General features: G+C 61.7%; 14 protein-coding genes. 13 read left to right on the forward strand and 1 reads right to left on the reverse strand.

From position 1 onward, the window contains the following. The 3 genes from nadD to rsfS all read left to right on the forward strand — a co-directional run bounded on the left by nadD (window position 1) and on the right by rsfS (window position 1782). Window positions 1-678, forward strand: coding sequence for a nicotinate-nucleotide adenylyltransferase (gene nadD / locus I2D57_RS02045; protein ID WP_035138584.1), 678 nt, complete (start codon window positions 1-3; stop codon window positions 676-678). An 87-nt stretch (window positions 679-765) separates the two neighbouring features. Next, complete coding sequence (yqeK, locus tag I2D57_RS02050; RefSeq protein ID WP_193221482.1) at window positions 766-1299, forward strand: bis(5'-nucleosyl)-tetraphosphatase (symmetrical) YqeK; 534 nt, start codon at window positions 766-768, stop codon at window positions 1297-1299. Window positions 1300-1326: 27 nt separating this feature from the next. Next, window positions 1327-1782 carry a ribosome silencing factor gene (gene rsfS, locus I2D57_RS02055; RefSeq protein ID WP_022094751.1) on the forward strand — a complete coding sequence of 152 codons (456 nt, stop codon included), beginning with the start codon at window positions 1327-1329 and terminating at the stop codon, window positions 1780-1782. A gap of 95 nt (window positions 1783-1877) precedes the next feature. Here rsfS and dinB read toward each other — a convergent pair whose 3' ends face one another. Then, window positions 1878-3131 carry a DNA polymerase IV gene (gene dinB / locus I2D57_RS02060; protein WP_195361299.1) on the reverse strand — a complete coding sequence of 418 codons (1254 nt, stop codon included), beginning with the start codon at window positions 3129-3131 and terminating at the stop codon, window positions 1878-1880. 201 nt (window positions 3132-3332) lie between these two features. Between dinB and rpsP the strand changes: the two genes are divergently transcribed. The 10 genes from rpsP to rplS all read left to right on the forward strand — a co-directional run bounded on the left by rpsP (window position 3333) and on the right by rplS (window position 13404). After that, window positions 3333-3674 carry a 30S ribosomal protein S16 gene (gene rpsP / locus I2D57_RS02065; RefSeq protein ID WP_022094749.1) on the forward strand — a complete coding sequence of 114 codons (342 nt, stop codon included), beginning with the start codon at window positions 3333-3335 and terminating at the stop codon, window positions 3672-3674. A gap of 42 nt (window positions 3675-3716) precedes the next feature. Beyond that, window positions 3717-3962: a KH domain-containing protein gene (locus I2D57_RS02070; RefSeq protein ID WP_171021534.1), complete on the forward strand. Its 246-nt coding sequence runs from the start codon at window positions 3717-3719 to the stop codon at window positions 3960-3962. 34 nt (window positions 3963-3996) lie between these two features. Next, window positions 3997-4488 carry a ribosome maturation factor RimM gene (gene rimM, locus I2D57_RS02075; protein WP_226812527.1) on the forward strand — a complete coding sequence of 164 codons (492 nt, stop codon included), beginning with the start codon at window positions 3997-3999 and terminating at the stop codon, window positions 4486-4488. A gap of 10 nt (window positions 4489-4498) precedes the next feature. Next, window positions 4499-5257 carry a tRNA (guanosine(37)-N1)-methyltransferase TrmD gene (gene trmD / locus I2D57_RS02080; RefSeq protein ID WP_055285126.1) on the forward strand — a complete coding sequence of 253 codons (759 nt, stop codon included), beginning with the start codon at window positions 4499-4501 and terminating at the stop codon, window positions 5255-5257. 2 nt (window positions 5258-5259) lie between these two features. Next, entirely contained in the window at window positions 5260-5823 is a 564-nt protein-coding gene (lepB, locus tag I2D57_RS02085) for a signal peptidase I (RefSeq protein ID WP_195361300.1), read from the forward strand. A gap of 59 nt (window positions 5824-5882) precedes the next feature. Next, a complete protein-coding gene (locus I2D57_RS02090; protein WP_006236091.1) occupies window positions 5883-6794 on the forward strand; it encodes a glycine--tRNA ligase subunit alpha in 912 nt (303 codons plus the stop codon). A gap of 3 nt (window positions 6795-6797) precedes the next feature. Continuing rightward, entirely contained in the window at window positions 6798-8894 is a 2097-nt protein-coding gene (glyS, locus tag I2D57_RS02095; RefSeq protein WP_195361301.1) for a glycine--tRNA ligase subunit beta, read from the forward strand. 34 nt (window positions 8895-8928) lie between these two features. Then, window positions 8929-9804 (forward strand): pyruvate, water dikinase regulatory protein, encoded by an 876-nt coding sequence (locus tag I2D57_RS02100; RefSeq protein ID WP_195361302.1) that lies wholly within the window; start codon window positions 8929-8931, stop codon window positions 9802-9804. A 297-nt stretch (window positions 9805-10101) separates the two neighbouring features. Then, window positions 10102-12852, forward strand: coding sequence for a pyruvate, phosphate dikinase (gene ppdK, locus I2D57_RS02105; RefSeq protein WP_271748230.1), 2751 nt, complete (start codon window positions 10102-10104; stop codon window positions 12850-12852). A gap of 210 nt (window positions 12853-13062) precedes the next feature. Continuing rightward, window positions 13063-13404 carry a 50S ribosomal protein L19 gene (rplS, locus tag I2D57_RS02110; RefSeq protein WP_006236098.1) on the forward strand — a complete coding sequence of 114 codons (342 nt, stop codon included), beginning with the start codon at window positions 13063-13065 and terminating at the stop codon, window positions 13402-13404. Window positions 13405-13495: the final 91 nt, after the last annotated feature.

Below are 13495 nucleotides of genomic sequence, written 5' to 3' on the forward strand. Positions count from 1 at the left end.
ATGTCGCTGCGCGGTGGAATCGGTCTGCCCGAGCTTCCTCTAGAGGACGGGCGGGAGTTTAGGCTCGGCATTATGGGCGGCACATTCGACCCGATTCATTACGGGCACTTGGTGACTGCCGAGCAGGCACGCGAGTCGCTCGACTTGGACGCTGTGCTCTTTATGCCGGCGGGCTCTCCTGCCTTTAAGCTTGACAAGCCGGTGACGCCTGCCGAGGACCGTTATGCCATGACGGTCCTCGCCACCGCCGCGAACCCGGCCTTTTTGGCGAGCCGGTTCGAGATCGACCGTCCGGGCGTAACCTATACGGCCGATACGCTTCATGCCCTTCGCGACTTTTACCCGCCGCAGGTAAAGCTCTACTTTATTACGGGCGCCGACGCGATTATCGATATTGTGACCTGGCATGATGCCGAACGAATTGCTGAGCTTGCTACCTTTATTGCGGCGACGCGACCGGGCTTTGATATCGATACGGCGCGTGCCCGAATCAAAGAGTCGGGGCTGCCGTTCGACGTGCGCTATATTCAGATTCCGGCGCTGGCGATCAGCTCGACGAACATTCGCAAGCGTGTTGCCCGCGGTATGAGCGTGCGCTATCTTACGAGCGAGTCCGTGCTCGGCTACATTCGCAAACGCAGGCTATATGCCGATTTGGGCCAAGAAGATTTTGAGTGATGGGGGTCTACGTTGTCGGTAGAGGATCAGTTTGAGGGCGATGAGCGCGCGCTGCTCAAGCGCATTCAAGAGCTGCTCGATGTTCGCATGAAGGATAAGCGCAAGCGCTATGTGCATTCGCTGGGTGTTGCCGAGACCGCACTTCATCTGGCCGAGGTCTACGGCGTCGACCGCTTTGATGCCGCTGCCGCCGGTCTGATCCATGACTGGGACAAAGTGCTCTCCGACGACGAGCTGGTCACGCGCGCTCTGCATTACGGCATTAAGATTGCCGGCTCTCCGTCTGCCGCGACGCCGCTTTTGCATGGCCCGGTTGCCGCCTATGAGCTTCCGCAGCTTTTTCCCGAGCTGTCGCCGGCGGTCTTTCAGGCTGTCGACCGTCACACCGTGGGCGCCTGCGACATGACGCCGCTCGATATGGTGGTCTTTGTGGCCGATGCCATCGAGCCCAACCGCCACGGCGACTATGCGCATGCGCTGCGTAAGATGGTGGGGGAGTCGACGCTAGATGAGTTGTTCTTCTCCTGTTTTGCGCAGGGTCTGGTCTATGTGATCCAGTCCGGGCGCTATCTTTATCCCACGGCTATTACGATTTACAACCATTACGCCCAGCTGCGCTAGCTCGGGCTGTCTAGAAAGAGGTATTCCATGGCCGACGAGACCATGACCGACGAGCAGATTCTTGAAGGTGTGGAGCACAAGAGCTTCGCCGCCACGTCCGACCGCACTGCCGCCTCGCTGTCCGCGAGCGGTGTCGCCGCCGAGGATGTCGCCCGCGCCGCCGCGCAGGCCGCCTACGACAAGAAGGGCGAGGACGTTCAGGTGCTCGACCTGACCGAGCTTTCCGACGTATGCGACTACTTTGTGCTTGCCACCGGTACCAACAACCGCCAGGTCGATTCTATCGTCGACGAGATCGAGGAGAAGGTCGCCGAGGCTTGCGGCGAGCACCCGTTCTCCATCGAGGGTCGCGAGCAGAAGACCTGGATGCTCATGGACTACGGTTCGGTTGTCGTCCACGTCTTCACTCCCGAAGCCCGCGACTTCTACCGCCTAGAAAAGCTCTGGGGCGACGCCCCCCAGCTCCCCCTCAACCTCCTCTAGTAGCTCATTTGGGACGGGGCTTTTTAGCTACCTTCTACCGTTCGCCGGGCAGTTGCATCACTCGCAGCTGCCCGGCTTTCTTTTTGCCTTAGGGACTAATCGTTGAAGCGGGATTGGCGGCCGAAGGATAGGGCGGTGTCGCCGAATTTGTCTCGGACGGCGTCGATGGCGACGGAGAGGTCGCGTCGGTCGCTGGATTGGGCCCCGCGGTCATCGACTTCGCAGAACAGGTCAGTCTGGATGCCGCCCTGATGGTCAAAGTCGCTCATGCCGATGCCTGCTAAGCGCACGTGCATTCCTTCCTGCCAGATGTTGTCGAGCAGTTCGAGTGCAACCGCCACGAAGATGTTCTCATCGTCGGTCGGATGAGGCAGCCGGCGCTGTGCCGAGCGACCGTTTCCATACGAATACTTGAGCTTGAGCGTCACCGTGGCGCCCGTCAGCCCCTGACGGCGCAGGCGGCGTCCCACTGACTCTCCCAACAGCGCAATCGCCGCCTCAATATCCCCGCGCTCAGTCAAATCTTTTGCAAAGGTGCGCTCATTGCTGACCGACTTGACCTCGCGCTCTTCATCGAGACTCGTGACTTCGGAAATTTCGAGTCCCAGCGCACGCTGGCGCATGCGTTCGCCGTTGACGCCAAAAATAGAGGCCAAGGTGGATTCCGGTGCACGTGATAGCTCGCCGAGGGTGTAGATGCGCATGCGGCGCAGTCGCTCCTCGGCCGAGCGCCCGATGCCGCTCATGGCAGATACCGGCAGCGCGGCCAAAAAGCGCTGCTCGGTTCCGGGGCGCACGATGGTCAGCCCAAACGGCTTATCCCGCTCGCTTGCGATCTTTGCGACCGTCTTGTTGCAGCCCACGCCAATGGAGCAGGTCACTCCCAGCGCTGCCACGCGGTCGCTTATACGCCGCGCAACCAGCAGCGGGTCTTCGGGCGCAAAGCGACCCGGTGTGATATCGATAAAGGCTTCGTCGATGGATACGCGCTCAACGCGCGGGGTCTCGTCGGCGAGAATCGCCATGACCTGCGCGCTCACCTCGCGGTAGCGATCAAAGTGCCCGTGCGTCCAAATGGCTTGCGGGCACAAGCGCCGCGCCTCGGCCGAGGCCATGGCAGAGTGCACGCCAAAGCGACGCGCCTCATACGAACACGTGGACACGACGCCGCGCGAATCGGCGTCTCCACCTACGATGAGCGGCTTTCCGCGCCATTCGGGATGATCGAGCATCTCCACGCTCGCAAAAAACGCATCGAGGTCCATGAGGCCCACCGCCGGACCCGTCCAGGGAGGCGGCGTGACGCCCATGGCATCCTCATAACCGTATGTATGTTCGCGTCTTTCCATGTCATGAGTATACCGCGCAGCTCATGTGGGGTGCGTGTATGTGCTTGCAAATCCCGAATTCTTGTCTAAGATATGGATTTGCCCTCGACTACACCGAAGAAGTTGGTCTCACGGACTTCACCTGCCCGCGTCGATGGCGTATTATGTTCAACTGTTTGTTTGTAGTTGCAGCCTAAAGCTGCTTGGTTGGAGGAGTTTCCTTTGGCAGTCAAGATTCGCCTTGCTCGTCACGGCGCTAAGAAGCGTCCGTACTACCGTGTCGTCGTCGCCGATTCCCGCGCCCCGCGTGACGGTCGTATCATCGAGGAGGTTGGCCGCTACAACCCGATGACCGCCCCCAAGACCATCAACCTCGACCTCGAGAAGATCGCCGACTGGCAGTCCAAGGGCGCTCAGCTCACCGACGCCGTCGCCGCTCTGGTCAAGGCCGCCAACGAGGGCGAGAAGACCGAGACCGTCGTCAAGAAGTCCAAGAAGCAGCTCGCCAAAGAGGCCGAGGCCGCTAAGGCTGCCGCTGAGGCCGCTGAGGGCGCCGAGGAGTAAATCGTGCCTGAGGTTGACGCTGCACAGCTCGAGGGTGAGGCAATGCTCTCAGATCGCATCGCCGATCTCGTCGAATATCTCGTTGTTCAGATCGTCGACGACCCGGATTCCGTGAGCCTTGAGGTCATCGATGGTGACGACGCCTCTACGATTGAGGTTTCGGTCGCCGAGGATGACGTCGCTAAGGTCATCGGCCGTCGTGGTCGTACCATCAAGGCCATTCGCACGCTCGCCCGTGCACTGGCCGCTCGCCTCGACACTGCTGTCGAGGTAGAGGTTCTGGGCTAGGACCTTGAGGTCCCAGTACAAAAACATTGCCCGTGTGGTCAAGCCGCACGGAAGGAAGGGGGAGGTCCTCGCGCAGCCGCTGCGGGGGCTTCCTTCTGTATTAGAGCCGGGTATGCGCGTCGCCCTGACGCCGCCGGCGCTCAAGCGCGACCGCTTCTGCACGGTCGTGTCCGTCACCGATACGGGCGATGGCGATCTGGTCTCGTTTGAGGGCATTGACGACTTGACGGCCGCCGAGGGCATCACGGGATGCTACGTGCTGGCAAATCGTGACGACTTTGAGCTCGATTCGCTCGACGCCGCCTATACCGACCTGATGGGTCGCGAGGTGGTCGACGAGCGCTTCGGTTCGCTCGGCACGATCGTCGAGATCATGTCGACGCCCGCTAACGATGTTTGGGTTGTCGAGGGCGATCGGTACGGCGAGGTACTGATTCCCGTGATCGAGCAGGTTGTGCTCGATCTTCCCGACACAGGAACAATTTCCGTCCACGTTATGGACGGCTTGATCGATATGGACAAGTAGGGAGGACAACATGCTGATTGAGACCCTTTCGGTCTTTCCCGAGATGTTTGAGCCCGTCATGTCCACATCGATTTTGGGCCGCGCCCGCAAGGCCGGCCTTTTTGATTTTAAGGCGTATAACCTGCGCGACTGGACGCACGACCGCCATCGCACCGTCGATGACGAGCCGTACGGCGGCGGACAGGGCATGCTCATGAAGGTCGAGCCTATTGCCGAGGCCATCGAGGCCATTAGCGCAGAGGGTCCCAAGCCCACTGTGGTGTTCTTTACCCCCTGTGGCGAGCCCTTTACGCAGCATGTGGCTGAGCGCCTGCTCAAAAGCGAGCGCCTGCTGTTTGTGTGCAGCCGTTACGAGGGCGTCGACGAGCGCGCGTATGCGTATGCCGACGAGCGTCTGTCGATCGGCGACTACGTGCTTACGGGCGGTGAACTTCCCGCTATGGTCGTTGCCGATGCCGTCGTGCGCCTCATTCCCGGCGCCCTTGGTGACGAGATGAGCAACGTCGACGAGTCGTTCTCGACCGCCGAGGACGGAGGCCTGCTCGAGTACGCGCAGTACACCCGCCCCGCCGAGTTCAACGGCGAGGGCGTGCCGCCGGTGCTCGTGAGTGGCGATCACGCCAAGGTTGACGCTTGGCGCCGCAAGAACGCCATCGAGCGCACCTGTCGCTGGCGTCCCGACTTGATCGAGACAGCGCGGCTCACGCCCGAGGAGCGCGCTTACGCGCAGGAGATTTTGGACGCTTCGTATTCGCAGAGCGAGGAGTGAGAATGGTTCCATCGCAGCATTCCGCGTTGAGGGGCGCTTTTGAGTGGATCGCGGTCATCGCGATCGCATTGGTCGCCACCTTCTTGATTCGCTCGTTTGTGGTCGAGCCCTTTGTGGTGCCCACCGGCTCCATGGAGTCCACGATCGAGATTGGCGACCAGATCTTGGCGCAAAAGGTGAGCCTCGAGCTCGGCCAGCCTGTCAGCCAAGGCGATATCGTGGTGTTCCACAACCCCGATGGCACCTCCGAGCATGATGTTCTTGTCAAGCGTGTTATTGCCACGGCCGGCCAGACGGTCGACCTGCAGGATGGCAAGGTGGTCGTTGACGGCCAAGCGCTCGACGAGGACTATACGACGGGCATGAGCTGGCCACTTTCGGTCCAAGCACCCGGCACTCAGGTAAGCTATCCCTACACCGTTCCCGACGGGTGCGTGTGGGTGATGGGCGACAACCGCGAAAACTCTGCCGACTCACGCTACTTTGGTCCCGTCGATCGCTCTGATTTGATTGCTGTGGCACTCGTTCGCTACTGGCCGCTCAACCGCATCGGCGCTATCGACTAAAAACCGCTATAGTACAGTACCTAACCGTGTAATCGTTTCGACGAGGGGATATTAGAGGCATGAACGCTTCATCGCTTTCCTTCCAAGACATCATCCTGCGCCTCCAGCAGTACTGGGGCGAGCAGGGCTGCGTCATTATGCAGCCCTATGACTCCGAGGTCGGTGCCGGTACCTTCCATACCGCGACCACGCTGCGCTCGCTCGGTCCCGCCGAGTGGCGCACCTGCTATGCGCAGCCTTGCCGCCGTCCCGCCGACGGCCGCTACGGCGAGAACCCCAACCGCATGCAGCACTACTATCAGTTCCAGGTGCTCATCAAGCCGTCGCCGGTCAACGCCCAGGAGCTCTACCTGGGGTCTCTTGCCGCCATTGGCCTGGACCCCAACGACCATGACGTCCGCTTTGTCGAGGACGACTGGGAGAGCCCGACGCTCGGCGCCTGGGGCCTTGGCTGGGAGGTCTGGCTCAACGGCATGGAGGTCACGCAGTTTACGTACTTCCAGCAGGTGGGCGGCATCGAGGTCGACCCCGTGCCCGTCGAGATCACCTATGGCCTGGAGCGTATCGCCATGTACGCTCAGGGCGTCAACTCCGTTTACGACCTGGTGTGGAGCTATCTGCCCGACGGAACGCCCATGACCTATGGCGACGTGTTCCTCGAGAACGAGCGCGAGTTCAGTGCCTATAACTTTGAGGTCGCCAACGTCGAGATGATGCGTCAGAAGTTTGACGACTACGAGGCCGAGTGCCACTCCTGCCTGGAGCGCAAGCTGCCGCTGCCGGCGTACGACTGTGTCATGAAGTGCAGCCACGCCTTCAACCTGCTCGATGCCCGCGGCGCCCTGTCCGCAGTCGAGCGTGCCAACTACATCCTGCGCGTCCGCGCCGTCGCCAAGGCGTGCTGCGAGGCCTATATGGCCGAGGTCGCCGGAGTCAACGAGAATGCCGACCAGGAAGGCGAGGTGGCGTAAGCCATGGCAGACGCTAAGGATTTCCTGTTTGAGATCGGTACGGAGGAAATGCCCTCTGCACCGCTGAACAATGCCGTCAAGCAGCTTGGCACCATGATCGCCAAGGGTCTCGACGAGGCCGGTCTGGCCCACGGCGAGGTCCGCGTGATCTCGAGCCCGCGCCGCCTGGCTGCGCTCGTTGCCGACGTCGCCACCGCGACCGACGAGGTTCACGAGGTCAAGCGCGGCCCCGCGGCAAACATTGCCTTTGATGCCGACGGTAACGCCACCAAGGCCGCCCAGGGCTTTGCCCGCAAGTGCGGTGTGGCTGCCGAGGACCTGGTCCGTCGCGAGGACACCGACGGCCGCGAGTACGTGTTCGCCGAGAAGAACATTCCCTCCGCTCCGGCTACGCCGATCCTGACGTCTCTGTGCGAGAAGACTATCGCCGGCCTGCAGTGGCCCAACTACCGCAGCCAGCGCTGGGGCCACGAGCACGCTACGTTTGTTCGTCCGGTCCGTTGGATCTGCTGCCTTTTGGGTGAGGACGTCGTGCCCGTGTCGTTTGCCGATGTGACGAGTAGCAATACCACGCGCGGACATCGCGTTCTGGGCCCCGGTGACCATGTGGTCGCCAGCCCCGCCGTCTACGAGCAGGTGCTCGAGGACGCCGGCGTGCTCTCTGCCGAGCGTCGTCGCGAGGCCATCCTTGCCGGTATCGCCGAGGTCGAGGCTGCGCGCCCCGGCTGCCATGTCGACACGCCTAAGAAGGTCTTTGAGGAGGTCATTAACCTCTGCGAGTGGCCGACGGTGCTTGTCGGTACCTTCGATGAGGAGTTCCTCAAGGTCCCGCACGAGATCATCTGCGAGTCCATGCTCACCAACCAGCGCTACTTCCCGATTTATGACGGCGAGGGCAAGCTCACGCGTGAGTTCGTAGTCGTCTCCAACAGCAAGTCCGAGAATGCCGAGCGCGTGATCGACGGCAACGAGCGCGTCGTGCGCGCCCGTCTGGACGACGCAAAGTTCTTCTACGAGGAGGACCTGAAGATCTCCCTTGATGAGTTCCGCGAGCGTCTGGCCAAGGTCGCCTTCCAGGAGAAGCTCGGTAGCGTGCTCGCCAAGTCCGAGCGTATTGAGCAGCTCGCGCTCGCCATCGCCCGCGAGGCTCACCTGGGTGCCCATCTGGCCGCCGATGCGGCTCGCGCCGCTCACCTGTGCAAGGCCGACCTGGTGTCTAACGCCGTCGTCGAGTTCACGAGCCAGCAGGGCGTGATGGGCGGTTACTACGCCATCGCGATGGGGGAGAACGACGAGGTCGCCCATGCTATCCGCGATCATTATCGTCCCCGCTTTGCCGGCGATGATCTGCCCGAGGGCACCGCTGGCTGCATCGTGGCCTGTGCTGACAAGCTCGATACCATTGCCGGTATCTTTGCCATCGGCGAGCCCCCGACCGGCTCCTCCGACCCCTATGCGCTGCGTCGTGCCGCTATCGGCATCATCAACATCCTGCGCGACCGCCTGCCGATCGACCCCACGTCGCTCATCGACTTTGCGCTCGAGCTCTATAGTGAGCAGGGCATTGAGTTTGACGCCGCCGAAGTCGCCCAGCAGGTTCGCGACTTCTTCCATGGCCGCCTGGTGAGCATGGCCCGCGACGAGAAGATCCCGGCCGATACCGTTGCCGCCGTCTCTGCGGTGCACATCATCGCCCCGTCCGTCTTCTTCGCCCGCTGCGCCGCCCTCGACGAGGCTCGCAAGAACGACGCCGAGACCTTTGACAACCTGGCGACGGCCTATGCCCGTGCCGCGCATATCTCCAAGCCCGAGCTGGGCGCGGAGTACGACCGCGCCCTGATGGGCGAGGTCGAGCTCGCGCTTGCCGATGCCTCCGAGGCTGCTCAGACCGCTGTCGACGCCGCCCTTGCTGCCGAGGATTACCCGGCCGCATTTGCGGCCCTTGCCGCCCTGCGCGCCCCCATCGACCGCTTCTTCGATGAGGTTATGGTCATGGACAAGGACGAGCAGCTCCGCGATAATCGTCTTAAGCTGCTCAACCGCTTCGAGGCCGTTTTCTCCGGCATTGCCAACATCGGTGAGCTTGCCCGCAAAAAGTAAGCCAGCCTGTGCGTAAGCGCAAAAGGAGCCCCGCATGGATTGCCCGGTCACCGCTCGTCCCACCGTTATCGTTATCTCCGACTCGCTCGGTGATACCGCTTGTGAGGTGGTGCTTGCGGCGTCCGGGCAATTTGATGAAGGGGCTTTTTGTGTTTTGCGCCTGCCTAAGGTGACTTCTGTGGAGCAGGTCAAGTCATTTGTGGGGCCGCGCGTCGATGCCGACCATCGCGATATCGCCGTGTTCCATACCATCGTCGACCCGGCGCTACGTGCTCGTGTGCTCGATTACCTGGGCATGCTGCATATTCGCTCGGTCGACCTGATCGGCCCGACGCTCGCCGTGCTGTCGTCGCTCATCGGTGTGCCGCCCAAAGGCGTTGCGGGCGTGATTCACAGGACCGATGACCGCTATTTCCATCGTATCGAGGCCATGGAATATTTCGTTGAGCACGATGATGGACGCGGCTGCGACGACCTTTCGGGAGCCGATATCGTGCTGCTGGGCGTATCGCGCACGTCCAAGACGCCGCTGTCGATGTTTTTGGCCTTTCAAGGTTACAAGGTTGCCAATGTTCCGTTGGCCCATGGCATGGAGCCGCCCAAGTCAATTTACGAGGTCGACCCGATGCGTTTGTTTGGCCTGATTTCGACCGTCGACGTTATTTCCGAGATTCGCGATAGCCGCTTGGGCGATGACTACGCCCGTGCCGTTGCCGGCTCCTATGCCGAGCCCGAGAGCGTGCGCAGCGAGCTCGAGGAAGCTCGTGCCCTCATGAAGCGCCTAGGCTGCTTTGTGGTGCGTACCGACGGCAAGGCCATCGAGGAAAGCGCTGCCGAGATCATTAGCCACTTGGAGGAAATCCAAGAAGCCCGCGCCCGCCGCGCCGCCAGTCGAGTGCAGCAAAGTTAGCTCATTGGAGTAGTTAAAAAGCCCCGTCCTAAATAGACTACCTCAAAATAATGCACGATAATGATAAAGCGATTTAGCAAGAAACTTGCATCTGACCCGCATTTCTCTTGCAGTGGTATCTTCATAAGGTAACCACCTTTATCTACCGTTTACCGCCAGTTTTAGCACGTTTACCAAACCGCGCACCCTCTGCTCAAGCCTGCCCAAAACGCGCCGTATAGTTCCCTCACGGCCCGCATCCGGTGGGTCGATTCGTTACCACGGTCGTGCGCGTAAGTGCATGGAAGGGGAAGTATCGTGAGCGATTGCAAGAGGGTTTACCGTTTTGGAACCGACGCCCAGGGCACCTGTGTCACTGAGGGCGACAAGTCCATGAACTTCGTGCTTGGCGGCAAGGGCGCAAACCTTGCCGAGATGAGCCGCATCGGCCTGCCGGTTCCCGGTGGCTTTACCATTACCTGCCAGACTTGCGTCGAGTACTCCGGTGCCGGCAACGTGTGGCCCGGGGGCGCACTCGATGAGATCGTTGCTGCCGAGGCGGACCTCGAGACCCGCTGCGGCAAGAAGCTCGGCGACGCCTCCGATCCGCTGCTCGTGTCGGTTCGCTCGGGCGCTCCGTTCTCCATGCCCGGTATGATGGACACGGTCCTCAACTTGGGCCTCAATGACGATTCCGTCCAGGGCCTCATCGCGCAGACGCAGAACCCGCGTTTTGCCTGGGATAGCTACCGCCGCTTTATCCAGATGTTTTCCAATGTCGTCATGGGCGTTGACGCCGACCTGTTCGAGAACGCCCTGACCCAGGCCCGTCTGGTCGCCGGCGTTCGCGTCGATTCCGAGCTTTCGGCCGAGGACCTGCAGGAACTCGTCGAGACCTTTAAGGGCATCTTCTCCGAGAACGTCGATGCCTCCCTGTATCCCGAGCTCGAGGTCGCTGACGGCAAGCCCGTTTTCCCGCACGACCCGGAGCTTCAGCTACGCCTTGCAATCCAGGCCGTCTTTGGCAGCTGGATGAACGAGCGTGCCTGCATCTACCGCAAGCAGCATGGCATTTCCGACGACCTCGGCACCGCCGTCAACGTACAGGCCATGGCCTTTGGCAACAAGGGCGAGACCTCTGCGACGGGCGTCGCCTTTACGCGTAATCCGGCCGACGGCACCAAGGAGTTCTACGGTGACTTTTTGGTCAACGCCCAGGGCGAGGACGTCGTCGCCGGTATCCGCAACACCGAGCCCATCGCCGACCTCAAGGCCACCCCGGGCCTCGAGTCTGCAGGTGAGGAGCTCGAGCGCGTGTTCCTGACGCTCGAGGACCATTACCGCGATATGTGCGATATCGAGTTCACCATCGAGCAGGGCAAGCTCTGGATGCTCCAGACCCGCGTGGGCAAGCGCACTGCCACCGCCGCCCTGCGCATCGCCATCGAAATGGTCGAGGAAGGCCTGATCACCCGCGAAGAGGCCGTGAGCCGTATCGATCCCGCGCAACTCGACCAGCTCCTGCACCCGCAGTTTGACGCCTCCAAGAGGTACGAGGCGCTGGCCAGCGGTCTGAACGCCAGCCCCGGCGCCGCCGTGGGCGAGGTCGTGTTCTCGAGCGATGACGCCGTCGCGCGCGCAAACGAGGGTCATAAGGTTATCTTGGTCCGTTGGGAGACCAACCCCGACGACTTGAAGGGCATGGTCGCCGCCGAGGGCATCCTGACCAGCCACGGTGGCAAGACGAGCCATGCCGCTGTTATCGCCCGCGGTATGGGTACGCCCTGCGTCTGCGGCGTTGAGCGCTTCCACATCGATGCCGCCGAGAAGGTCGTGCGCATCGAGGGCAGCGACCGCGTGCTGCACGAGGGCGACATCATCTCCATCGACGGCACCCAGGGCATCGTCGTCGACGGTCCCGTCGACCTGGTCTCCGCCGAGCTCACTGGCGATCTGGACACCATCCTGTCCTGGGCCGACGAGATTCGCCTGGACGAGACCTGTGGCCACGCCAACCATGTGCGCGTCAACGCCGACAACCCTGAGGATGCCGAGCTCGCACTCGAGTTTGGCGCCGAGGCTATTGGCCTGTGCCGCACCGAGCACATGTTCCTGGGCGACCGTAAGAACATCATCCAGAGCTTTATACTGTCCGACGATGAGGCCGTGAAGCAGCGGGCCCTCGCCGATCTGCTCAAGGTTCAGACGGAGGACTTCCTGGCCATGTTCAAGACCATGTCCGGTCGCGATGTGGTCGTTCGTCTGCTCGATCCGCCGCTTCATGAGTTCCTGGATAATCCTCGCGAGTTCGAGGTTGCCATCACCAAGAAGGAGGCCGCTGGCGCCAGCGAGGAAGAGCTTGCCGCCCTGCGCGCCCGCCTGCGTCGCATCGACGGCATGGTCGAGTCCAACCCGATGCTCGGCCTGCGCGGCGTGCGCCTATCCGTCGTCTTTAGCGATCTGCCGCTCATGCAGGTTCGCGCCGTCGCCACGGCTGCTGCCTGCCTTATCAAGGAGGGCGTCGACCCGCGTCCCGAGATCATGGTTCCGCTCGTCTCCATCACGGCCGAGCACGTCCAGACCCGCGAGGTCATCGAGCGCGTGATCGCCGAGGTTTCCGTCGAAGAAGGCGTCGAGCTCAATATTCCCGTGGGCACGATGCTCGAGCTGCCGCGCGCCTGCATGGTCGCTGACGAGATCGCCCACCATGCCGACTTCTTCTGCTTTGGCACCAACGACCTCACCCAGACGACCTTCGGTTTCTCGCGTGACGACGCCGAGGCTAAGTTCATCCCGCTGTACATGCATAAGAAGATTCTGAAGGACAACCCCTTCGAGACCATCGATACGGCAGTACTCGAGCTGGTGCGCATGGCCGTCGAGAAGGGCCGTGCCACCAACCCCGACATGCACTTTGGCGTGTGCGGTGAGCACGGCGGCGACCCCAAGTCCATCAAGGGCCTGTTTAACGTGGCCGACGTGGACTACGTGTCCTGCTCGCCCTACCGCGTGCCCCTCGCGCGCTTGGCTGCCGCCCAGGCCAAGCTCGAGGCCAAGCGTCCCGCCTAACGTTTTGGGCGTAGACGCCTAGTGTAGCCCCCCTTCATGCCGCCCGTCTCATTTGTGAGACGGGCGGTTATCATGTGCGGGTTTTGTCTTTTTGTCTGCGTAAAAAATTGTTCTTGCAGCAGAAACCCGCGCGTGTATACTCGAATACGTTTGTTCAACTACGTGCCGGCCATGGTGGTACGGCACCTCTAGAAGAGTAAGGAATTGCACATGGATTACATCCGCGCAATCGAGCGTCAGCAGATCCGCGAGGACATTCCTCAGGTTCGCGTCGCCGACAACGTCAAGGTTCACTACCGCATTAAGGAAGGCGACCGCGAGCGCATCCAGGTCTTCCAGGGCGACGTCATCCGCATGGCCGGCGCCGGTGCCCGCGAGACCTTCACCGTCCGCAAGATGTCCTTCGGTGTCGGTGTTGAGCGTACCTTCCCGCTTCACAGCCCCAAGATCGCCAAGCTCGAGGTCGTTCGTCATGGTCGCGTCCGTCGCGCCAAGCTGTACTACCTCCGCGACAAGGTGGGCAAGGCTGCTCGCATCCCCGAGAAGCGCTAAGAAGATCGCAGCGTCTGTCCACTCGTTTGGACGTAAGGGTCACCTTCGGGTGGCCCTTCTTTTTATCCGATTTGCATGCAAGGAGGGCCTG

It is taken from the genome of Collinsella aerofaciens (genome assembly GCF_015553355.1).
GTDB lineage: Bacteria > Actinomycetota > Coriobacteriia > Coriobacteriales > Coriobacteriaceae > Collinsella > Collinsella aerofaciens_V.